We start from the raw sequence: 19630 nt of genomic DNA on the forward strand, positions 1-19630 counted from the left end.
GACATGGCACGATCCCCGATGCATCCGTAAGTTACTGACGGTAAATCAGTTTGGGGGCGGGTACATGGGATCCGGCAAGCGGAGCCTGACCACGGCGGCCATCGCCCTGGCCTGCGCATGTGCCTGCGCGGTGCTGGCAACACCGGGCGTGGCGTACGCGAGTCCGACACCGACACCGACCCGGACACCCACCGCGACCCCCACACCCGCGGCCGACAAGGACCTCGAAGCGGTCCGCGCGAAGCTGGACAAGCTCTACCACGACGCGGCACTCGCCACGGATGCCTACAACGCGGCCGAGGAGAAGGCGAAGAAGCAGTCCGCCGAACTCGTCGACCTGGCACGCGAGATCGTCAAGGGCCAGGCGAAACTGGACGAACTGAAGGACCGGGCGGGCGCCGCGGCGCGGGCGCAGTACCGCGGCGGAGGGCTTCCCCCCGAGGCGCGGCTGTGGCTGAGCGACGACCCGCAGGAGTTCCTGGACGGCGCGGGACGCGTGCGGCAGGGCCAGCACGCGACCAAGGGGCTGCTGGGCGAGCTGACGCGCACCCAGCAGGACTTGGAGCAGTACGCGAAGGACGCCTCCGCGCAGTGGCAGAAGCTGGAGGCCAACCGCAAGGCCAAGGCCGCGGCCAAGAAGAAGATCAAGCAGCGCATCTCCGACGCCGAAAAGCTGGAGTCCCAGCTGGAGAAGGAGGAGAAGGAGCGGCTGGCGAAGCTGGAGGAGGAGGCCGCCTACCAGGCGCAGACGGCCTGGCTCAGCTCCGGCGTCCTCGCCGAGATCAACAGCGAGGCGTCCGCGCAGGGCAAGAAGGCCGTGAAGTACGCGACCGGCCAGATCGGCAAGCCCTACGAATGGGGCGCCGAGGGCCCGAAGTCATACGACTGCTCGGGGCTCACCTCCCAGGCCTGGGCGTCCGCCGGCCACCCCATCCCGCGCACCTCGCAGGAGCAGTGGAAGCAGCTCCACCGTGTCGACATCAAGGACATGCGCCCGGGCGACCTGATCATCTACTTCGACGACGCGAGCCACGTCGGGATGTACATAGGAGACGGCGCGATCGTGCACGCCCCCCGGCCCGGCCGGACGGTGACGATCACCGGAGCGGGTTCGATGCCGATCCTCGGGGTCGTCCGCCCCGACGCGTGACCCGGACACCTCTCCCCGGGGAGCCGCGCGACGCGGACCGCACCCCGGGGAGCCGCGTGACCCGGACACCTCTCCCCGGGGAACCGCGTGACCTGCCCCACGTGACCCACCGCACGGTTGCCCTCGGGAGTCAACCCCGAGGACGTGACCTTCGTCATCCCCGGTGAGGGCGCGTCCTGTCCAAATGCGTTACGGGATGCGGCATATGACACTGGCGCTTTGCCGGACGCCGTGCCGTACGCCATTCCGCTGCGGCACCGGCTGACGCTATGGTCCCCGTCGGTGGGTCGAGGTCCCTTGCCCCACCACGCCCTCGGGGGGAGGGAAGGAACCAACACGATGCCCGTACCCGTACCGCGGCAGAGAGCGATCCCGGCCGTGGAGGGTGGTCAGGCTCATGCCGTGTTCTCACCCGGCGGCCCATCCGGACATGCGACCGGCGGCCCCTCCGGGTCAGTTCCGGCGCCTCGCGCCACCGCTCCGGTCGACAGCACCACCAACCTGACCCTGCTGGTCATCGAGGACGACCCGGCCGGTTCCCTCAGCGTGCCCGAAATGCTCGACGCGGCCGGCAAGCCGATCCGCGTCCGTACCGCCCGCAACCTCACCGAGGCCGAGCGGCTGCTCACCGACGACGTGCACTGCATCCTGCTCGACCTCGCGCTGCCCGCGCCGGGCCGGGCGGCCGAGAGCGACGACGAGCTGACCGTGCTCAAGCACGTCCTTCAGCTCGCCCCCCGGCATGCCGTCCTCGCGCTCACCGCGTCCGGCGACGCCGAGCGCGGCGCCGAGGCAGTGCGGGTGGGCGCCCAGGACTACCTCCTGCGCGAGGAACTCGACGGGCGGCTGCTGAGCCGCGCCATCCGGTACGCGGTGGAGCGCAAGCGTTCGGACCGGGCCGAGCGCCGGCTCACCGAGTCGAAGCTCCGCGCCCAGGAGAACGCGCGCCTGGAGCGCGGCCTGCTGCCGACCCCGCTGCTGGAGGGCTCCCCGCTGCGCTTCGCCGCGCGCTACCGTCCGGGCCGCTCCCGGGCCCTGCTCGGCGGCGACTTCTACGACACCGTGCGCACCGCCGACGGCACCGTGCACGCGATGATCGGCGACGTCTGCGGGCACGGGCCGGACGAGGCGGCGCTCGGTGTGGAGCTGCGCATCGCCTGGCGCGCGCTGACCTTCGCGGGCCTGTGCGGCGACGAGCTCCTCTCGACGCTCCAGCAGGTCCTGGAGCACGAGCGCGAGAGCGAAGAGATCTTCGCGACGCTCTGCACCGTGGACATCGCTCCGGACGGCCGCCGCGCCGGGCTCTGCCTGGCCGGCCACCCGTCGCCGCTGATCGCCCGCCCCGGCCGCCAGGCCGAGCTGCTGCCGTACGAGAACAACGGCCCCGCGCTCGGGCTGCTGCCGCACGCGCGCTGGCCGCGCATGCAGGTGGAGCTGGGCGCCGCGTGGAGCCTGATGCTGTACACCGACGGCCTGATCGAGGGCCACATAGGTGAGGGCAAGGACCGGCTCGGCCAGGACGGCATGGTGGACATGGTCCGCCGTCAGCTGGCCCAGGGGCTCCAGGGGGAGGAACTGCTGCGCGCCGCGGTCAGCGAGGTCCGCGAACTCAACGGCGGTGAGCTGACGGACGACGTGGCGGTGCTGCTGCTGGACAGGACGCCCTGAGGCCCGCCTGCCGTGTGCCCGGGCCACGGGGTCCGCGGCACGCACACCTGTGCCGTGCGGGGGGCGGGTGAGATACGACTGCGGCCGGGTCACCGGCCGCAGCTCATCGGGTCGGCGGGGTCATCAGCCGCTGCTGTCGGGTCGGTGTGGTCACCGGCCGCAACTCATCCGGCCGGCGTGGTCACCGGCCGCCGTCGTGTCGGCAGGGTCACCGACCGCCGTTGTACGGGCCGTAGGGGCCGTCGCTGCTGCTGCCGCCGCGGCGGCCGCCGCCGGAGACCTGGCGGAGGGCGGGGCGGACGTCCACGAAGAAGACGATGGTGGCGATCAGGCCCGCGATCTGCAGGAACAGCATCGGCACCAGAAGGTTCACGGCGACCGTGACGCCGAGGATGATCAGCCAGAACATCTTGTTCTGCTTGTCGGCGGCGCGGTACGCGTCCTCGCGGGCGACCGCGGCCATCACCAGCGCCACCACGGCGAGCACCAGCATGGCAGTGAAGATCAGCCACATGAAGCCGCCGAATGCCGTCATCAGCACTATGCCCACCGCCCGGGTCGAGTCGTCTCTACGGCCACCGTACCCGGAGAACGGGCCGGGAACTCCGAGAGTGCCCGGCCCGTGCCCACATCGCGACGTGCCGACCCGAGGGGGCCGGCACGTCGCGCGCTGGTGCCCGCCGAGCGGCGGGCTGCCGCCTACTTCGCGGGCGGGGTGGTCTTCTTCGCCGTGGCCTTGCGGGCCGCCGGGGCCTTCTTCGCCACGGGCTTCCTGGCCGGAGCGGGCTCGGCCACGGCCGTGACGGGCCTGCCCTCGTCCTTGACCTCGACCGGCTCGGCCTTCGGCTCGACGGCCACCGCGAGGTCCTCGATCTCGTCGGCGACCTCGCCGCGCCAGGTCTTCACGGTCTGCTCGCCGCGCTCGGCGACCTTCTCGTAGGTCTCCCGGGCCTTGACCGCGTACTCGGCGGCGACGCCGACACCGCGCAGGGCGAGGTCCTGGGCGGACTCACCGAGCTTCTTCAGGTCGGTGTCGAGGGTGCTGATGAACTCCGTGACCCTGGTCTGGATCGTCTCCTGCGCCTCCTTGGCGCGGGCGGCGGCCTTCTCCTGGACGGCGTTCGGGTCGATGTTGCGGACGGTCTCGATGCGCGCCGGGGCCTCGGCACGGATCTGCTCCACGATGCCGGGGACCTTGCGGGCCTGCTCCACGGCCAGGTCGGCGGTGCCGGCGAGGAAGTAGAGCGGGGTCGGGTCGGTGGCGGCCTTGCGGATGTCGTCGGTGATGGCCATGACGGTGGTCCTCCCGTGTGGCGTTCGGCTGAGGGTTTTGGTGGTCCGCGGCAAGACCGGCCTGCGTACGGTCGTTCCGGCGGTGCTCGTGCTGCTCATCTGCGGATCAACTGGCGGTCTGCTGCGGATCGGCACCGCTGCCGTCGGCCGTGCGGGGGCCGCGGGCTGCGCTGTCCGGTCTGTCCTGAGCTGCGGGTATGCCGGTGCCGTCGTGCAGATCGGCACCGGGCACCTCGGGGCTTGGCGCGTCCTCGTCCGGCCGGGCGATCTCGAATCCGTTCTCCTTGCGGAAGGACTCGTAGATCTGGAGCAGCACCAGCTTCTGCCGCTCGTTCAGCGTGGGATCGGCGAGGATGACGGCGCGCGTCTCCACCTCGTCCCGGTCCCGCTCGGCGTCGAGGATGCCGGCCCGCACGTAGAGCGTCTCGGCGGAGATCCGCAGGGCCTTGGCGACCTGCTGCAGCACCTCCGCGCTGGGCTTGCGCAGCCCGCGCTCGATCTGGCTCAGGTACGGATTGGACACTCCGGCGGCGTCGGCGAGCTGCCGCAGCGACAGCTGCGCGTTGCGCCGCTGTTCCCGCAGATACTCACCAAGATTGCCGACGTTGAGCGATGCCATGTCTCCACCTTGCCGTACTCCCGCTAACAATTGCAAGCACCCGCTTGCAAAAGTGTTCCATGCCATGCGGCCACCACCGCCGACCTGATCGCCGAGCCGGGGTCGAGGCTGCCCGCGCCGGTCCCTCATTTACATAAACTATGAATATAAAAATGCTATGCTTCGAGCATGAGTCGTCAAGACACCGCTCCTGACGCGTCCGCCGCCATCGGGGCAGCGCTCTACGGCCTGGCCACCAGGGCCGCGAGGCGCCTGCCCCGGGACATGAGCCTGACGTCCGCCGCCACCCTGGCCACCCTGGACCGGACCGGCCCGCGGCGCATCACCGATCTGGCCGCGGTCGAGGGCGTCACCCAGCCCGCGATGACCGCCCTGGTCCGGGTGATGGAGGAGTCCGGCCTGGTCGAGCGGCGGGGCGACGCGTCCGACAAGCGGGTCACGCTGGTGTGCCTGACCGAGGCCGGCGCCTCCTATGTCCGGACGCGGCGCCAGGCGGGCGTCCACGCGTTCGAGCGGTTGATCGGCGAGCTCACCGGCGACGAGGTCGAGGCGCTGGTGGCGGCCCTTCCGGCGCTGAAGCATCTGGCAGAGCTCGAAAGCCAGGACCGCGAACGGCCGAAGCAGTGACCGGGCAGCCGGTCGGCGGGGTCGCGTCGAAGGCGTTCCCGGTGGCGCGTTCCGAGGCGCGGCTGCTGGTCCCCGCCCTGATGTTCATCGCTCTGGTCGTGGCGGCGGTCGCCAGCCTCGGGACGCCGCTCATCACCAGCGTGGCGACCTCGTACCACGTCTCGCTCGGCAGCGCGCAGTGGACGCTGACCGTCGCGCTGCTCAGCGGCGCCGTCGCCACGCCGGTCCTCGGCCGGCTCGGAGCCGGCCCGCACCGGCGGGCCACGATCCTCGCCACGCTGGCGGTCGTCGTCGCCGGCAGCGCGCTCACCGTGCTGCCGCTGCCGTTCGCGTGGCTGCTGGCCGGCAGGGCGGCCCAGGGCGTCGGGCTCGGGCTGACGGCGCTGATGATGGGCGTGGCCCGGGACCACCTCCCCGAGGAGCGCGGCGCGGCCGTGATCGCCCTGATCTCGGTGGTCTCGATCATCGGGGCCGGCGTCGGCTACCCGCTGGCCGCACTGCTCGCCGAGCTCGGCGGGGTACGGGCCGCCTACGGCCTCGGCCTGGCCGTCACCGCCGCCGCCCTCCTGACCGCGTGGCGCTCCATGCCCGAAGCCCCCGAAGGCCGCTCCGCCCACGTGGACGTGACAGGCGCGGTCGTCCTGGCCGCTGCGCTGCTCCTGGTGCTGTTCCTCGCCGGCGAACGGAATCTGTGGAGCCGGCACCTCGCCGTGGCGGCGGGCCTCGCCGTCGTCGCGGTGGTGCTGCTCTGCGTCTGGGCCGTCGTCGAGCTGCGCAGCACGACGCCCCTGGTCGATGTGCGGGCGGTGCGGCACCCGGCGGTCGCCGGGGCGAACCTCGCCATGTTCGTCGGCGGGATCGGCATGTACCTCCTGCTCACGCTCATCACCCGGTACGCGCAGACGCCGCACGGCGCCGGCTACGGCTTCGGGCTGACGACCTTCGTCGCCGGGCTGGTCCTCATCCCGTTCTCGGTGCTGGGGTTCGTCGCCGGCAAGCTCACGCCGCGGGTCCGGACGCGGATCGCCGACCCCCTGCTCCTGGCCGGCAGCGCCGTCGTGGTCGGCGGCGGGTTCGCCCTGTTCGCGGCGGCCCGGTCGGACCTGGCCGAGGTGTTCGCGGCGATGGGCGTGCTCGGCTTCGGCGTCGGCGGCTTCTCGGCCGCGATGCCCGGCGTCATCCTGGCCGTCACCCCCAGGAGCGAGACGTCGAGCGCCATGAGCTTCCACTACGTCGTCCGCAGCGTCGGGTACTCCCTGGGCAGCGCCATCGGCGGCCTGATCCTCGCCGCGGGCACCGGCCCCGGCCACCTCTTCCCCGACGACAGCGCCTACACCACCGCGGCGCTGGTCGGCGTCGGCGCCATGGCGATCACGACGCTGACAAGCCTCGCTCTCGCCCGCCGACGCTCGTCCGGGACCAACCCGTAAGCCAGATGCGCTCATCCCAACACTGGAGGTTCCATGCCCAAGGGCTACTGGGTCAGCGTCTACCGCACCATTTCAGACCCTGAGAAGCTCGCTGCCTACAACAAGCTGGCCCGTCCGGCCGTCGCGGCCGGGGGCGGCCGGGTCCTCGTCCGCGGCGGTCGGGTCGTGGCGCATGACGCCGGAATCGCCGAGCGCACCGTCCTGATCGAGTTCGACAGCTTCGAGCAGGCCGTCGCGGCGCACGAGAGTGCGGCCTACCAGAAGGCGCTGGTCGCCCTCTCCGACGGCGTCGAGCGCGACTTCCGCATCGTCGAAGGCATCGACTGAGCGAGGTCCGGTCGGATCTTCACCGAAGAACCGGCTACTGGAACCCCGGTTCCGGCTCCCGCTCGCCGGCGCCGGCCCCCGACGCCTCCACGAGCACCTCCCCGGCCGCCGTCCGCGCGTACAGCACCGACCGCCCGGCCCGTCGGCGCTCCACCAGCCCCGCGTTCAGCAGCACCCGCAGATGCCGTCCCACCGATCCCAGCCCCTGCCCTGTCACGGCGACCAGCTGGGTCGTGCTCATGGGGGTGCCGAGCAGCACCAGCAGTCCGGCGCGCGCGGATCCGATGAGTGCCCCGAGCCCGGCCGGCACGGGCCGCCGGCCGTGGTCCTCGGCGAGCACGCCGAGGCACGGGTAGACGACGGCGTACCGCTCGCGCCCCTCCCACGACACCCACCCGGTCCTCGGGGTCACCGGCATGAACAGCAGCTCGGCCCCCGCGGCGATCTCCCGCGGCGGATACGCGTTCAGGTTGACCTGGAACCGGCTCTCCCCGAGCCAGCGGGTCCCCGGCCGGAGCGAGTTCAGCACGGCGGCCCAGCCACCCCGGCTCACGCGCGCGGTCCGCGCGACCACGTCGGCCTCCAGGACGCGCCGCCGGCGCTCCCAGTAGGGCCGCACGGTCTCCGTCCAGACGTACGTCAGGAGCGCGGCCGCGCGTTCGGGCAGGTCGTCCCGCTCCAGGGCGGCGGGGAGCGGGCCCCGGAGGGACACACGGAGGTCGGCCCGCGCATCCCCGGCCGCGGCCGCCCGCACCCGGGTCACGGTCTCCTCGAAGCTCTCCCCCTCGCACGAGGTGGGGCAGAAGAAGTCGGCGATCCAGGAGGTGCCGAGTGCCGCCCGCACGAGCGGCGCGGCCACCGGGTCGGCCGCGAGGCGCGCGCGGTAGCCGGGCAGATGTGCGCGCAGCCAGGCCTCCTCGCCCGGATGGGCACCGGTCTCGGCGTGCAGCAGCTTCAGGCTCGCGAAGGTCTCGGCGAACGGCGAGAGCACGAACCGGCTGCCGGCGAGGGTGTCGGTGTCGATCTGCCACAGGCCCATGCCCACGACCTTTCGCATCTCGGCGAAACAGTAAACAAGGCCCCGGGCCGCTTCGAGACTCTCTCGCATGCGCAGCTACCGAACCCTGTTCCGCGTACCGGAGTTCAGCCCGTTCCTGCTCTCCTTCGCCGCTTTCGCCGCGGCTCAGACGGTCGGCGCGCTGGCCCTCGGCACGCTGGTCTTCCGGGCCACCGGCTCCCCGCTCCTGTCGGCGGTGAGCATGTTCGGACCCCAGCTGGCGCAGCTCGTGGGGGGCACGCTCCTGCTCTCGGGTGCCGACCGCCTGCCCCCGCGCGCGATCCTGTCCGGCCTCGCCCTCGCCTTCGCGGCCGGCACGGCGGTGCTGGCGCTGCCCGGCCTGTCGGTCGGGGCGGTCTTCGCCGTCGTACTCCTGCAGGGCCTGGTCGCGTCGCTGGGCGGCGGAGTCCGCGGCGGGCTGCTGAACGAGATCCTGCCCAAGGACGGCTACGTCCTTGGCCGTTCGGTCTTCAACATGCTCTGGGGCCTGACGCAGGTGGCCGGTTTCGCGACGGGCGGCGCACTGCTGGCACTCCTGTCCCCACGGACCTGTCTGCTCCTCGCGGCGGCGCTGTATCTGGCGTCGGCCGTCGTCACCCGCCTGGGCCTCACCGCCCGCCCGCCGCGCGCCTCCGGCCGCCCGTCCCTGTCGGCGACCTGGCGCACCAACGCCCTCCTGTGGTCCTCACGCCCCCGGCGCCTCGCCTATCTGGGCCTGTGGGTCCCCAACGGCCTGGTGGTCGGCAGCGATTCGCTCTACGTCTCCTACGCCCCCTCGGCCGCCGGCACGCTGTACGCGTGCGGGGCGCTGGGCATGTTCGTGGGCGACATGGCGGTGGGCCGCCTGGTCCCGCCCGCGGTGCGCCCCCGGCTCGCGACCCCGCTGCGCCTGCTGCTCGCGGCCCCCTACCTCTTCTTCGTCCTGCGGCCGGGAGTGGCACTGTCGGCCGTGGCCTGCGCCGTCGCCTCCGTCGGCTTCGCCGCGAGCCTGGTCCTGCAGGAACGCCTGATGTCCCTCACCCCCGACGACCTCGCGGGCCAGGCCCTCGGCCTGCACGCCACCGGCATGGCCGCCCTGCAGGGCGTCGGCGCCGCCATCGCGGGCACGCTGGCCCAACTGACCTCTCCGGCCACGGCGATGACGCTGATGGCGGCCGGTTCGGTCACCGTGACCCTGACCCTCGCGGCACTGGGCCGGCACGAGGAACGACAGCCGGCGGTCCCCGGTACGCGTCCGGGCGTCGCGTCGGAGCCGGCCGCCACGGACTAGCCGGTGCCTTCCGGCGGATCGGGGCGACCACGGGCCGTGGCGCGCGCGGTCAGTGCGGGTGAGCGTGCCTGCGCCGCAGGGCACCGCAGGGCACCGCAGGGCACCGCAGGGCACCGCAGGGCACCGCAGGGCACCGCAGGGCACCGCAGGGCACCGCAGGGCACCACATGGCGCCCAGTGGCACCGAGTGGCGCCACGCGACATCAGGCGGCACCGCATGGCATCGGGCGACACCACGTGGCGCCGCTCGACACCATCCGGTGCCATCCGGTGCCATCCGGTGCCACGCGGCACCACTCGATGCCCCCATGAGACGCATGAGCGCACCTGACACCACGATCAATCAGGTCGCCCGCTTTACGTTTCCGCAGGTCAAAAGCACATACCCGCCACCCGCCCCGAAGAGATGACGCCATGGGCTTGCGCATGGCACCACTATGGCGCCATGATGGCGTCATGGACCTCACCCCGTATGTCGACACCCTCCGCCGCGAACTCGCGGTGGCCGCCGAAGCCGGCGGGGACGAAGCCCGCGAGCTGGCCGAGCGGCTCACCGCTCCCCTGGAGTCGGCGACCCGGCTGACCCTGCTCAATGTGCTCTCCGCCGCGATGGACGAGATCACCCGCGAGCTCGCCCCCGGCTCGGTCGACGTACGGCTGCGTGGGCTGGACCCCGACTTCGTGGTGACACCGCCGCCCACCGACGGTCCCGCCCCCGCGGAGTCCGCCGCACCCTTCGAACCGCTCAGGGCCCCGGCACCCGCCGAGGGCGACGAGGGCGCCACCGCCCGCGTCAATCTGCGTCTGCCGGCCCACCTCAAGGCACGCGCCGAGGAGGCCGCGAACCGCGAGGGCCTGTCGGTCAACGCCTGGCTGGTGCGGGCCGTGTCGGCCGCGGTCGACAGCGGCGCCCGGCCGCGTACGACGGAGAAGACCCAGACCGTCGGCCAGAGCTTCACGGGCTGGGTGCGCTAGCCGCGCCGCCGCCCGCACCACCTCACCCACACCGCGTCCCACCAGCGGGGACGACCTGAAGACCCAAGAGGACGGGACAGCCATGCCTTCTTTCGACACTCCCGAAGCGATCTCGGCCACGGCGCACGTGGAGGCCGGTTCCATCCAGTTCACCGCGGGCGACCGCCTCGACACGGTCGTCGAGGTCCGGCCCCGCGACCCGAAGAAGGACCTGGACGTGCGGGCGGCCGACCAGACCGAGGTCACGTACGTGAGCGGCGCACTGACCGTCAGGACGCCCAAGTCCAACCTGTTCGGCCGCACCGGCACCGTCGACGTCACGGTCGAACTGCCCACGGGCTCGCGTATCGACATGACCGGCGCCTGGGCCCAGGTGTTCGGCGAGGGCCGGCTCGGCGAGGTCCGCGTGAAGACCTCGTCCGGCGACGTCCGCCTCGACACCACCGGCCCACTGCACCTGAAGGCGTCGCACGGATCGATCACCGTGGACCGCGTCGAGGGCATGGCCGAGATCACCACCAGCTCGGGCAGCCTGCGCGTCGGCCTCGTCGACGGGCCCGCCGTCCTGAAGAACTCGCACGGCACCACGACCGTCGGCGCCGCGACCGGCGAGCTGCGGGTGAGCGGCGCCAACGGCGACATCGAGATCCGGCGCGCCGAGAACTCGGTCACCGCCACCACCGCGCACGGCACCTTGCGGGTGGGCGAAGTGGCGCGCGGCACGGTCCAGTTGGAGACCAACTACGGCGCCATCGAGGTCGGTGTCCGAGAGGGCACGGCCGCCTGGCTCGACGTCAGCTCGGGCTCCGGCCAGGTCCGCAACACGCTCACCGCGTCCGAGTCCCCGGAGCAGACCGAGGACACCGTCGAGGTCCGCGCCCGCACCCGGCACGGCAACATCGACGTCCGCCGCGCCAAGGCCTGAGCACCGCCTCGCCGGCCGGCCCTGAGCGCCACGCCGTCCACCAGAACCGTTCACCCCTGAGCGCCACGCCGTCCACCAGAACCGTTCACCCCTGAGCGCCACGTCACCGACGGACGCCGTCCTCCGCCCACTTCAGCCTCCGAACGGAGGGCTCCATGCCTTCTTCTGTCATGCCCACGCCCAGGCAAGGCGACGGTCCGCAGTCGCCCGCCGCCCTCTCCGCCATCGGTCTGCGCAAGTCGTACGGCGACAAGACCGTCCTCGACGGCATCGATCTGCGCGTCCCCGCCGGGTCCGTGTTCGCGCTGCTCGGGCCGAACGGTGCCGGCAAGACCACCACCGTCCAGATCCTGTCCACGCTCATCACCGCCGACGGCGGCCAGGCCCAGGTCGCGGGACACGACGTCGCCACGTCACCGGACGGAGTGCGCGCCGCGATCGGTGTCACCGGCCAGTTCTCCGCCGTCGACGGACTGATCACCGGCGAGGAGAACATGCTCCTCATGGCCGACCTGCACCACCTGTCCAAGCAGGAGGGACGACGGGTCACCGCCGAACTGCTGGAGCTCTTCGACCTCACCGACGCGGCGAAGAAACCCGCCTCCACCTACTCCGGCGGCATGAAGCGCCGCCTCGACATCGCCATGACCCTGGTCGGCAGCCCGCGGATCATCTTCCTCGACGAACCGACGACCGGCCTCGACCCCCGCTCACGGCACAACATGTGGCAGATCATCCGCGAGCTGGTCACCGACGGCGTCACCGTCTTCCTCACCACCCAGTACCTGGACGAGGCCGACGAACTCGCCGACGGCATCGCCGTGCTCAACGACGGAAGGATCGTCGCCCAGGGCACCGCCGAGGAACTGAAGCGCCTGATCCCCGGTGGCCATGTGCGCCTCCGCTTCACCGATCCGGCCGCGTACCGGAGCGCCGCCGCCGCGCTGAGCGAGATCACCGGGGACGACGAGGCACTGACGCTCCAGATCCCCAGCGACGGCACCCAGCGGGCGCTGCGCGCCCTGCTCGACCGGCTGGACGCTGCGGATGTCGAGGCCGACGAGCTGACCGTGCACACCCCCGACCTCGACGACGTCTTCTTCGCCCTGACCGACGGCACCGGCCGCACCGACAAGAAAGGCATGGCTCTCCGATGAGCTCCCTGTCCCTCGCCGTGCGCGACTCGACCACGATGCTGCGCCGCAATCTGCTGCACGTGAGGCGCTACCCGTCCCTCACCCTGAACCTGCTGCTCACGCCGGTCATGCTGCTGCTGCTCTTCGTCTATGTCTTCGGCGACGTGATGAGCGCGGGCATCGGCGGCGGCGGTGCCGACCGCTCCGAGTACATCGCCTACCTCGTACCCGGCGTCCTGCTGATGACCGTCGGCGGCACCACCGTCGGCAGCGCGGTGTCCGTCTCCATGGACATGTCCGAGGGCATCATCGCCCGCTTCCGCACGATGGCGATCCACCGCGGCTCCGTGCTCGTCGGGCACGTCGTCGGCAGTGTGCTGCAGTGTGTGATGAGCGTGCTCCTCGTCGGGGCCGTCGGGGTGGCCATGGGGTTCCGGGCCACGGACGCCGGCGCTCTGGAGTGGATCGCGGCGTTCGGGCTGCTCGTCCTGTTCTCCCTGGCGCTCACCTGGATCGCGGTCGGGATGGGCATGGTCAGCCCGAACGCCGAGGCGGCCAGCAACAACGCGCTGCCGCTGATCTTCCTCCCGCTCATCTCCAGCGCCTTCGTCCCGGTCGACGCGATGCCGGGCTGGTTCCAGCCGATCGCCGAGTACCAGCCCTTCACCCCCGCCATCGAGACCCTGCGCGGGCTGCTGCTCGGCACCGGGATCGGGCACAACGGATGGCTCGCGGTCGGCTGGTGCCTGGCTCTGTGCGCGCTCGGCTACTTCTGGTCGAAGGCGGTCTTCGACCGCGATCCGAAGTAGCCGCGGCGACCGCGCGGTCCGCCCGTCGCCGCCCGTACCGCCCGAGGGCGGCGCACTCCGACTCCGCGTCGGCGTGCGCCGCCCCGTCCGCGTGCTCCGGCTCCGCGTCGGCGCCCTCCTCGGCCTGCTCAGCCGGCGGCGGCGCCGAACCACTGGGGCAGGCGGCCGAGCAGATCCCGCTGGTCCTCACCGACCCACGCCACATGGCCGTCCGGCCGGAGCAGCACGGCGGGCACGTCCAACTCCTCGCCGAAGTCGACGACATGGTCGACCCGGTCCGCCCAGCCCGCGACCGAGAGCCGTCCGGTCCGATCGAGCAGCAGTCCCCGGCCGCCGTGCATCAGCTCGTAGAGACGCCCCTGCTCCAGCTTCACGTCCCGCAGCCGCCGGCCGAGCAGTTCGTGCCCCTCGCCGAAGTCGTAGCGGACCCCGACCGCGGTGATCATGCCGGTCACGTACGCGTTCACCTCCTCGAAGTCCATCAGCTTCGAGAACAGCTCCCGCAGGGCGGTCGCACCCGGATCGGTCCCGAGCAGCGTGATCTGCGCGCGAGTGTTGTCCAGCACGGCGGCGCCCACCGGATGGCGTTCGGCGTGATAGCTGTCCAGCAGCCCCTCCGGCGCCCAGCCGTCCACCTCGGCGGCCAGCTTCCAGCCGAGGTTGAACGCGTCCTGCACACCGAGGTTGAGCCCCTGCCCACCGGTCGGCGGGTGGATGTGCGCCGCGTCGCCGGCCAGCAGCACCCGGCCGACCCGGTAGCGCTCGGCCTGCCGGGTGGCGTCCCCGAACCGGGACAGCCAGCGCGGCGAGTGCACGCCGAAGTCGGTCCCCGCGACGGCCCGCATCCGCTGCTTGAACTCGTCGAAGGTGGGCGCGGTCGCCCGCTCCTCGGACACGCCGGCGGCGGGGACGACGACGCGGTACGTGCCGTCGTCGTTGGCGATCGTGCCGAACCGCAGCTGGGTCTTGCGGACCTCCGCGACGACGGCCTCGACCGTCGCCGGGTCCTCGGCCAACTCCATGTCGCCCAGCAGCGTCTCGACCGTGGCGGGCACGCCGGGGAAACCGACGCCGATCAGCCTGCGGACCACGCTGCGGCCGCCGTCGCACCCGACGAGGTAGCGCGAACGCAGCCGCGCGCCGTCCGCCAGCTCGACGGTCACCCCGTCCTCGTCCTGGCTCAGCCCGACCACTTCGCAGCCGCGCCGGAGGTCGGTACCGAGTTCGAGGGCACGCTCGCGGAGCAGGCGCTCGGTGGCCGGCTGGAGGGTGGAGAGTCCGTACGGGTGCGCCGTGTCCAGCCGGTCCGGCCACGGCTTGACGATGCCGCCGAAGAGTCCGCCGACCTGGAAGGTGTCGCTGACCGCGAGGAACCGGTCCAGCAGGCCGCGCTGATCCATCACCTCGACGCTGCGCGCGTGCAGACCGCGCCCGCGGGTCTCCTTGGTCGGCTCGGTCAGCTTCTCCAGCACCACCACGTTCACGTCGTGCAGCCGCAACTCGCAGGCCAGCATCAGGCCGGTCGGTCCGCCGCCGACCACGATCACGTCCATCATCAGCACGCCCATTCAAGGAGATTGCGTAAGTGCAGGTCCTGGCCTCGGCGGACGATTGTGCGGCACGGACCGGGCCTTGCCGCAAGGCCCCCTGTGCGCTATACGTTGAGAGTGGCAAGGAGCACATACTCCTTGCCCTTTGTCGTCTCCGGGCTCCTTCACGCCCCAGGCATGCACTCGTCTCCGGCGCACGTGCGCGCCCCAGGCACGTAGTCGTCTCCGGGGCACGTGCGCGTGCCAGGCACGTGCTCGTCCCAGGAACTCGTTCCCGCCTCCGGGCCCGCTCCCGTCTTCCGGCCCGCTCCCGTCTTCCGGGCCGTGCGCGGCGGGCGTCCGCCGCCGGGCGGCTACGCCGTCCACTCCTCCTTCAGGAGTCCGAACAGCACCTCGTCGTGCCAGGTGTCGCCCACGCGTACGGCGGCCCTGCGGCGGCCCTCCTCGACGAAACCGGCCGCGCGGAAGGCACGCAGGGCGCGCTCGTTGCCGCTCCAGGTCTCCAGGTCGACGCGGCGCAGGCGGCAGGCGCCGAAGAGGTGGCCCAGCAGCAGGCGCAACGCCTCGGAGCCGTAGCCGCCGCCCCAGCGGTCCCGTTCGCCGATGGTGATGCCGACCGTCGCCCGGCCGGTGAACGGGTTGAGGTCGCGGTAGTCGGCCATGCCGATCGCCCGGCCGTCGGCCAGGTCCTCCACGGTGAACGTGCACTCGGAACGCGGGTCGTCGCGGAGCCGGACCTCGTGGAAGGACGCCAGGGCCTCCCGTGTGACGGGGCCGAACTGCGGATTGCCGCCGGTGGCCCAGTGCACGACCTCCGGGTCGTTCCGCCAGCGCACGTGTGCGTCCAGGTCCTCGGCGCTCAGCGCCCGCAGCCGTACCGACTTGCCTTCGATCATGGGGTGATCATATGGACCGGCGGCCGGAGCCCGGGGTCGTCGGCGAGGCCGGAGAGCCGTCCCGGCCGACGTGCTCCGCCAGGAAGTCCTCCCACGTCCGCTTCCCGGCGTCCGCCCCGTCGAGCGTGAGGTTGTCGCCCGCCCGGTAGGCGCGGCCCGCCTTGCCGGGTATGCGGACCGGCATCGTCAAACGGCGCTTCCCGGACGCCTTCAGGTATCCGCGGGCCAGGTCGCCGAGGCCGTACACCTCGGGTCCCGCGAGGTCGGGCACCAGCCCGGACGGTCCGCCGAGGGCGAGTTCCGCGATGCGGGCCGCCACGTCACGCGCGTCGACCGGCTGGAGGCGCAGCCCGCCCGGCACCGGGAAGACGGGCGACTTCGCCATCGCCCGCACCGTCTTCAGGGTCAGCTCGTGGAACTGGGCCGCCCGCAGCGTCGTCCACGGCAGCCCCGACTCGGCCACCGCCCGCTCGGCGGCCAGTTTCGACCTGAGCCAGGCCAGCGGCACCCGGTCCGCGCCGATGACCGAGATGAGGACGAAGTGCCGTACGTCCGCGGACCGCGCGGCCCGGACCAGGTTGCGGGTCGCGATGTCGTCGCCCTTGGGACCGCCCGCGAGGTGCACCACGGTGCCGACCCCTTCCAGCGCCGGCCCGATCCCCTCGCCGCCGAGCAGGTCCACGGCCACGTGGTCGACACCGTCGCGGTCCTCGCCCCCCGCCCCGCCGGTGGGCCGGCCGTGCCGGCTGAGCACCCGCACCTCGCGCCCCGCCTCGCGCAGCAGCGGGACGACGAGCCGCCCGAGCGTGCCCGTACCGCCCGTGACCAGGATGATCGACGTGTCAAAAGCCATTGTCACTCCTTGTTCCATGAGGGCCGGGACGATCGAATTCCGGTGCCCTCAGCGGGTTTTCGGTGTTCTACTTCGCTGACACGCCGCGCGAAGGGAATGTGACACGGTGGGCGAGAGCGCATGGCCGGCCGAGTGGTTCGAGGAGCACCGGACGCATCTGCGGGCCGTCGCGTACCGGATGCTCGGGTCGGTGAGCGAGGCGGAGGACGCCGTCCAGGAGACCTGGTTGCGGGCCGACCGCGCCGGCACCGACGGCGTGGGGAACCCGGCCGGCTGGCTGACCACGATCGTGACGCGGGTGTGCCTCAACATGCTCCGCACCCGTAAGGCGCGGCGCGAGGAACCCCTCGACCTCCGGGTGGCCGACGCGCCCGTCCCGCCCGAGGACGGCGGCGACCCCGAGGAGGAGGCCGCGCTCGCCGACTCGGTCGGCGTCGCGATGCTCGTGGTCCTCGACACGCTCTCCCCGGCCGAGCGGCTCGCCTTCGTGCTGCACGACATGTTCGCCGTGCCCTTCGACGAGATCGGCCCGATGCTGGAGAAGACCCCCGCCGCGGTACGGCAGCTCGCCAGTCGCGCCCGGCGCCGGGTGAAAGGGGTCTCGCCCCTGCCGGACGCCGATCTGACGCGCCGTCGGCGGGTCGTCGAGGCCTTCCTGGCCGCCACCCGCGGCGGGAACTTCGACGCCCTGGTCGCCCTGCTCCACCCGGACGTGGTCCTGCACGCCGACGCGTCCGTCATCCCGACGCCCGGACCGGTCGTCGTCAGCGGTGCCGTCACCGTCGCCGAGGGCGCGATGGCCGCCACCGGCCGCGCCCGCTTCACCGGCGTCGCCCTCCTCGACGGCACGGTCGGCCTGGCGATGGCTCCCTTCGGCCGTCTCGCCCTGGTCCTCGCCTTCGACTTCGCGGACGACGGCCGCGTCACCGCGATCCGCGTCATCGCCGACCCGGACCGGCTGCGCGAGGTCGAGGTCGCGGTGCCGCAGGACCCGGCGCATCCGGAAGACCCCGCGGCGCGGGAGAACACCTCGTGGCCCGGGAGGAGCTGACACAGGGAAATACCGCTCCCGGGAAAAGCGGGGCGGCCCGGCCGGAATGCCCCGGTGCGGAAATACGGCATTGCGCCGGCCCGGCACGTTCCTTTAATGTGCTCCCATGACTGCCGGGTCGGCCTTGTGCCGTGAGCGAGTTGGTTGCCCGGCCTCCGAGTGAGGCCGGGTCGGGGCAGAGCCCCGCCCTTCCCTTCTTTTCCGTACGCCGTCCGCGTACGCCCTCCGCCTGTGACGGCCTCCCCGTACGACACCGTCGGACCGCGCCTTCACAGGGCGTCTGAGAACCGTCGTGTCTCCGTACGGCCCTTCCGTACGCCTTCCACGCGCGCCCTCTGCGCGGGACTCCGTCCCCTTCGGCGCGCGCCTTCACACGCAATTCCACAACCGCGTGCCCGAATGCGCCACGCGGTAATTCGGCCTGCCCGAAAAAGGGAGTGGGAAAAGAATGCCCAACGAGTTCAACCAGCGGATCGTCGACGAATTCCGGGCCAACGGCGGACGGGTCGGCGGCCCTTTCGAGAAGGCCCGGCTGCTCCTGCTGACGACCACCGGCGCCCGGACGGGCGCCCCGCACACGACCCCCCTCGGCTACTACCCCGACGGGGGCGAGCAGGTCCTCGTCATCGCCTCGGCCGGCGGCGCGCCCCGCCACCCGGACTGGTACCGCAATCTCCTCGCGTACCCCCGCGTCACCGTCGAGGACGGCGTCTTCGTCTACGAGGCGGAGGCCCACGTGCTCGAACGCCCGGAACGCGACCGTGTCTTCGCGCGGGCGGTGGAGGCGGACCCGGGGTGGGCGGAGTACCAGGCGAAGACCGACCGGGTGATTCCCGTCGTCGCGCTCCGCGCGATCCCGAAGGACGGCCCGCCGCAGATGAACGCGGGTTCCATGGCCGAGGGGCTGAAAGTGGTCCACGACGCCTTCCGGCGCGAACTCGCCCTGATCCGGGAGGAGGTGACACGGCAGGGGGCGCAGCTGGGCGCCCAGCTGCGCGTCAACTGCCTCACCCTCTGCCAGGGCCTGCACAACCACCACACCGGTGAGGGCCTCGGCATCTTCCCGATGCTCGCCGACCGCCACCCCCGGCTCGCCCCCGTCCTGGACCGGCTGCGCCGGGAACACGAGCAGATCGCGGAGCTCCTCGAAGAACTGCGCCGGATCGTCGCCGCGCCCGGCACGGGGCCCGGCCGCGTACGCTCCGACGTGGAACGCCTCACGACCGCGCTGGAAGCCCATCTGACCTACGAGGAGGAGCACTTGATTCCCCTCCTGGCCGCACCGGCCGCTCCGGGGGCGCCACGGTGATCGCACTCGTCACCGGCGCCAACCGGGGGATCGGGCGCGAGGTCGCCCGACAGCTCGCCGCCGCCGGGCACACCGTCCTCGTGACCGCCCGTTCGGCCGAGGCCGCCGCCGAGGCGGCACGGGCCGTCGGCCCGGACGCCCGCCCCCTGCGCCTCGACGTCACCTCCGAGGCCGACATCACCGCCCTCGCCCGGGACGTCGACGCCCTCGGTGTCCTCGATGTCCTCGTCAACAACGCGGCGATCACGTACGACACCTGGCAGCGTGCGATCACCGCCGACCTCGACGTCGTCCGGGAGGCCGCCGAGACGAACCTCTACGGTCCCTGGCGGCTGACCCAGGCGCTGCTCCCCCTGCTCCGTGCGAGCGCGCACCCGCGGATCGTGAACGTGTCCAGCGAGGCCGCGTCCCTCGCCGGCATGGGCGGGGGCACGCCCGCCTACTCCGCGTCCAAGGCGGCCCTCAACGCCCTCACCCGCATGCTCGCCGCCGAACTGCGCGGCGACGGGGTGCTGGTGAACGCCGTCTGCCCGGGCTGGGTGGCCACCGACATGGGCGGCTCGGGCGGGCGTCCCGTCGAGGAGGGCGCCGCGAGCGTCGTCTGGGCGGCGACCCTCCCCGACGACGGCCCGACCGGCGGCTTCTTCCGCGACGGCCGCCCCCTGCCCTGGTGAGCCGACCTGCC

20 protein-coding genes are annotated in these 19630 nt (G+C 72.4%); 13 read left to right on the forward strand and 7 right to left on the reverse strand.

Annotated elements, in window-relative coordinates; genetic code table 11:
- Window positions 1–64 precede the first annotated feature (64 nt).
- Window positions 65–1150, forward strand: a complete 1086-nt coding sequence (locus ACSYGO_RS22670; protein WP_426679060.1) for a C40 family peptidase — start codon at window positions 65–67, stop codon at window positions 1148–1150.
- A 339-nt stretch (window positions 1151–1489) separates the two neighbouring features.
- The gene (locus ACSYGO_RS22675) at window positions 1490–2818 is read left to right on the forward strand and encodes a PP2C family protein-serine/threonine phosphatase (protein WP_426679061.1); all 1329 of its coding nucleotides are present in this window, start codon (window positions 1490–1492) and stop codon (window positions 2816–2818) included.
- A gap of 208 nt (window positions 2819–3026) precedes the next feature.
- On the opposite strand, the gene ACSYGO_RS22680 is transcribed toward ACSYGO_RS22675, so the two are convergent.
- From ACSYGO_RS22680 to ACSYGO_RS22690, 3 genes are all read right to left on the reverse strand, one after another.
- Window positions 3027–3353: a DUF2516 family protein gene (locus ACSYGO_RS22680; protein WP_373557557.1), complete on the reverse strand. Its 327-nt coding sequence runs from the start codon at window positions 3351–3353 to the stop codon at window positions 3027–3029.
- A 164-nt stretch (window positions 3354–3517) separates the two neighbouring features.
- A complete protein-coding gene (locus ACSYGO_RS22685) occupies window positions 3518–4111 on the reverse strand; it encodes a hypothetical protein (RefSeq protein WP_426679062.1) in 594 nt (197 codons plus the stop codon).
- 106 nt (window positions 4112–4217) lie between these two features.
- Window positions 4218–4730 (reverse strand): helix-turn-helix domain-containing protein, encoded by a 513-nt coding sequence (locus ACSYGO_RS22690; RefSeq protein WP_426679063.1) that lies wholly within the window; start codon window positions 4728–4730, stop codon window positions 4218–4220.
- Window positions 4731–4994: 264 nt separating this feature from the next.
- Here ACSYGO_RS22690 and ACSYGO_RS22695 point away from each other — a divergent pair, with 264 nt between their 5' ends.
- The 3 genes from ACSYGO_RS22695 to ACSYGO_RS22705 are packed head-to-tail and all read left to right on the forward strand — an operon-like array spanning window position 4995 to window position 7114.
- The gene (locus tag ACSYGO_RS22695) at window positions 4995–5357 is read left to right on the forward strand and encodes a MarR family winged helix-turn-helix transcriptional regulator (protein WP_384120353.1); all 363 of its coding nucleotides are present in this window, start codon (window positions 4995–4997) and stop codon (window positions 5355–5357) included.
- Window positions 5354–6787, forward strand: coding sequence for an MFS transporter (locus tag ACSYGO_RS22700; RefSeq protein WP_460387423.1), 1434 nt, complete (start codon window positions 5354–5356; stop codon window positions 6785–6787). The genes ACSYGO_RS22695 and ACSYGO_RS22700 overlap by 4 nt, the downstream gene beginning before the upstream one ends.
- Window positions 6788–6820: 33 nt before the next feature.
- Entirely contained in the window at window positions 6821–7114 is a 294-nt protein-coding gene (locus ACSYGO_RS22705) for a DUF1330 domain-containing protein (RefSeq protein ID WP_460387425.1), read from the forward strand.
- Window positions 7115–7148: 34 nt separating this feature from the next.
- Here ACSYGO_RS22705 and ACSYGO_RS22710 read toward each other — a convergent pair whose 3' ends face one another.
- Window positions 7149–8153: a helix-turn-helix domain-containing protein gene (locus tag ACSYGO_RS22710; protein ID WP_460389749.1), complete on the reverse strand. Its 1005-nt coding sequence runs from the start codon at window positions 8151–8153 to the stop codon at window positions 7149–7151.
- A 67-nt stretch (window positions 8154–8220) separates the two neighbouring features.
- Between ACSYGO_RS22710 and ACSYGO_RS22715 the strand changes: the two genes are divergently transcribed.
- From ACSYGO_RS22715 to ACSYGO_RS22735, 5 genes are all read left to right on the forward strand, one after another.
- The gene (locus tag ACSYGO_RS22715) at window positions 8221–9441 is read left to right on the forward strand and encodes an MFS transporter (RefSeq protein WP_435224152.1); all 1221 of its coding nucleotides are present in this window, start codon (window positions 8221–8223) and stop codon (window positions 9439–9441) included.
- A gap of 456 nt (window positions 9442–9897) precedes the next feature.
- Complete coding sequence (locus ACSYGO_RS22720) at window positions 9898–10416, forward strand: hypothetical protein (RefSeq protein ID WP_426679067.1); 519 nt, start codon at window positions 9898–9900, stop codon at window positions 10414–10416.
- A gap of 82 nt (window positions 10417–10498) precedes the next feature.
- Window positions 10499–11341 (forward strand): DUF4097 family beta strand repeat-containing protein, encoded by an 843-nt coding sequence (locus ACSYGO_RS22725; protein ID WP_426679068.1) that lies wholly within the window; start codon window positions 10499–10501, stop codon window positions 11339–11341.
- A gap of 155 nt (window positions 11342–11496) precedes the next feature.
- Window positions 11497–12498, forward strand: coding sequence for an ATP-binding cassette domain-containing protein (locus tag ACSYGO_RS22730; RefSeq protein WP_426679069.1), 1002 nt, complete (start codon window positions 11497–11499; stop codon window positions 12496–12498).
- Window positions 12495–13286, forward strand: coding sequence for an ABC transporter permease (locus ACSYGO_RS22735; protein ID WP_426679070.1), 792 nt, complete (start codon window positions 12495–12497; stop codon window positions 13284–13286). The genes ACSYGO_RS22730 and ACSYGO_RS22735 overlap by 4 nt, the downstream gene beginning before the upstream one ends.
- Window positions 13287–13414: 128 nt before the next feature.
- On the opposite strand, the gene rox is transcribed toward ACSYGO_RS22735, so the two are convergent.
- From rox to ACSYGO_RS22750, 3 genes are all read right to left on the reverse strand, one after another.
- Window positions 13415–14842 (reverse strand): rifampin monooxygenase, encoded by a 1428-nt coding sequence (gene rox / locus ACSYGO_RS22740; protein ID WP_460389750.1) that lies wholly within the window; start codon window positions 14840–14842, stop codon window positions 13415–13417.
- Window positions 14843–15189: 347 nt separating this feature from the next.
- Window positions 15190–15732, reverse strand: coding sequence for a GNAT family N-acetyltransferase (locus ACSYGO_RS22745; protein WP_426679071.1), 543 nt, complete (start codon window positions 15730–15732; stop codon window positions 15190–15192).
- A gap of 7 nt (window positions 15733–15739) precedes the next feature.
- A complete protein-coding gene (locus ACSYGO_RS22750) occupies window positions 15740–16585 on the reverse strand; it encodes an SDR family oxidoreductase (protein ID WP_460387428.1) in 846 nt (281 codons plus the stop codon).
- A gap of 106 nt (window positions 16586–16691) precedes the next feature.
- Between ACSYGO_RS22750 and ACSYGO_RS22755 the strand changes: the two genes are divergently transcribed.
- From ACSYGO_RS22755 to ACSYGO_RS22765, 3 genes are all read left to right on the forward strand, one after another.
- Window positions 16692–17636, forward strand: coding sequence for a sigma-70 family RNA polymerase sigma factor (locus tag ACSYGO_RS22755; protein ID WP_460387430.1), 945 nt, complete (start codon window positions 16692–16694; stop codon window positions 17634–17636).
- A 448-nt stretch (window positions 17637–18084) separates the two neighbouring features.
- Window positions 18085–18945: a nitroreductase/quinone reductase family protein gene (locus tag ACSYGO_RS22760; protein WP_460387432.1), complete on the forward strand. Its 861-nt coding sequence runs from the start codon at window positions 18085–18087 to the stop codon at window positions 18943–18945.
- Entirely contained in the window at window positions 18942–19619 is a 678-nt protein-coding gene (locus tag ACSYGO_RS22765; protein WP_460387434.1) for an SDR family NAD(P)-dependent oxidoreductase, read from the forward strand. The genes ACSYGO_RS22760 and ACSYGO_RS22765 overlap by 4 nt, the downstream gene beginning before the upstream one ends.
- Window positions 19620–19630 lie beyond the last annotated feature (11 nt).

Source organism: Streptomyces krungchingensis (genome assembly GCF_054729265.1).

Bases quoted from the DNA above. Each gene is read 5' to 3' on its own strand.
- ACSYGO_RS22670 (WP_426679060.1), top strand. From the start codon at position 65: ATGGGATCCGGCAAGCGGAGCCTGACCACGGCGGCCATCGCCCTGGCC.
- ACSYGO_RS22675 (WP_426679061.1), top strand. From the start codon at position 1,490: ATGCCCGTACCCGTACCGCGGCAGAGAGCGATCCCGGCCGTGGAGGGT.
- ACSYGO_RS22680 (WP_373557557.1), bottom strand. From the start codon at position 3,353: ATGACGGCATTCGGCGGCTTCATGTGGCTGATCTTCACTGCCATGCTG.
- ACSYGO_RS22685 (WP_426679062.1), bottom strand. From the start codon at position 4,111: ATGGCCATCACCGACGACATCCGCAAGGCCGCCACCGACCCGACCCCG.
- ACSYGO_RS22690 (WP_426679063.1), bottom strand. From the start codon at position 4,730: ATGGCATCGCTCAACGTCGGCAATCTTGGTGAGTATCTGCGGGAACAG.
- ACSYGO_RS22695 (WP_384120353.1), top strand. From the start codon at position 4,995: ATGAGCCTGACGTCCGCCGCCACCCTGGCCACCCTGGACCGGACCGGC.
- ACSYGO_RS22705 (WP_460387425.1), top strand. From the start codon at position 6,821: ATGCCCAAGGGCTACTGGGTCAGCGTCTACCGCACCATTTCAGACCCT.
- ACSYGO_RS22710 (WP_460389749.1), bottom strand. From the start codon at position 8,153: ATGGGCCTGTGGCAGATCGACACCGACACCCTCGCCGGCAGCCGGTTC.
- ACSYGO_RS22715 (WP_435224152.1), top strand. From the start codon at position 8,221: ATGCGCAGCTACCGAACCCTGTTCCGCGTACCGGAGTTCAGCCCGTTC.
- ACSYGO_RS22720 (WP_426679067.1), top strand. From the start codon at position 9,898: ATGGACCTCACCCCGTATGTCGACACCCTCCGCCGCGAACTCGCGGTG.
- ACSYGO_RS22725 (WP_426679068.1), top strand. From the start codon at position 10,499: ATGCCTTCTTTCGACACTCCCGAAGCGATCTCGGCCACGGCGCACGTG.
- ACSYGO_RS22730 (WP_426679069.1), top strand. From the start codon at position 11,497: ATGCCTTCTTCTGTCATGCCCACGCCCAGGCAAGGCGACGGTCCGCAG.
- ACSYGO_RS22735 (WP_426679070.1), top strand. From the start codon at position 12,495: ATGAGCTCCCTGTCCCTCGCCGTGCGCGACTCGACCACGATGCTGCGC.
- rox (WP_460389750.1), bottom strand. From the start codon at position 14,842: ATGATGGACGTGATCGTGGTCGGCGGCGGACCGACCGGCCTGATGCTG.
- ACSYGO_RS22745 (WP_426679071.1), bottom strand. From the start codon at position 15,732: ATGATCGAAGGCAAGTCGGTACGGCTGCGGGCGCTGAGCGCCGAGGAC.
- ACSYGO_RS22750 (WP_460387428.1), bottom strand. From the start codon at position 16,585: ATGGCTTTTGACACGTCGATCATCCTGGTCACGGGCGGTACGGGCACG.
- ACSYGO_RS22760 (WP_460387432.1), top strand. From the start codon at position 18,085: ATGCCCAACGAGTTCAACCAGCGGATCGTCGACGAATTCCGGGCCAAC.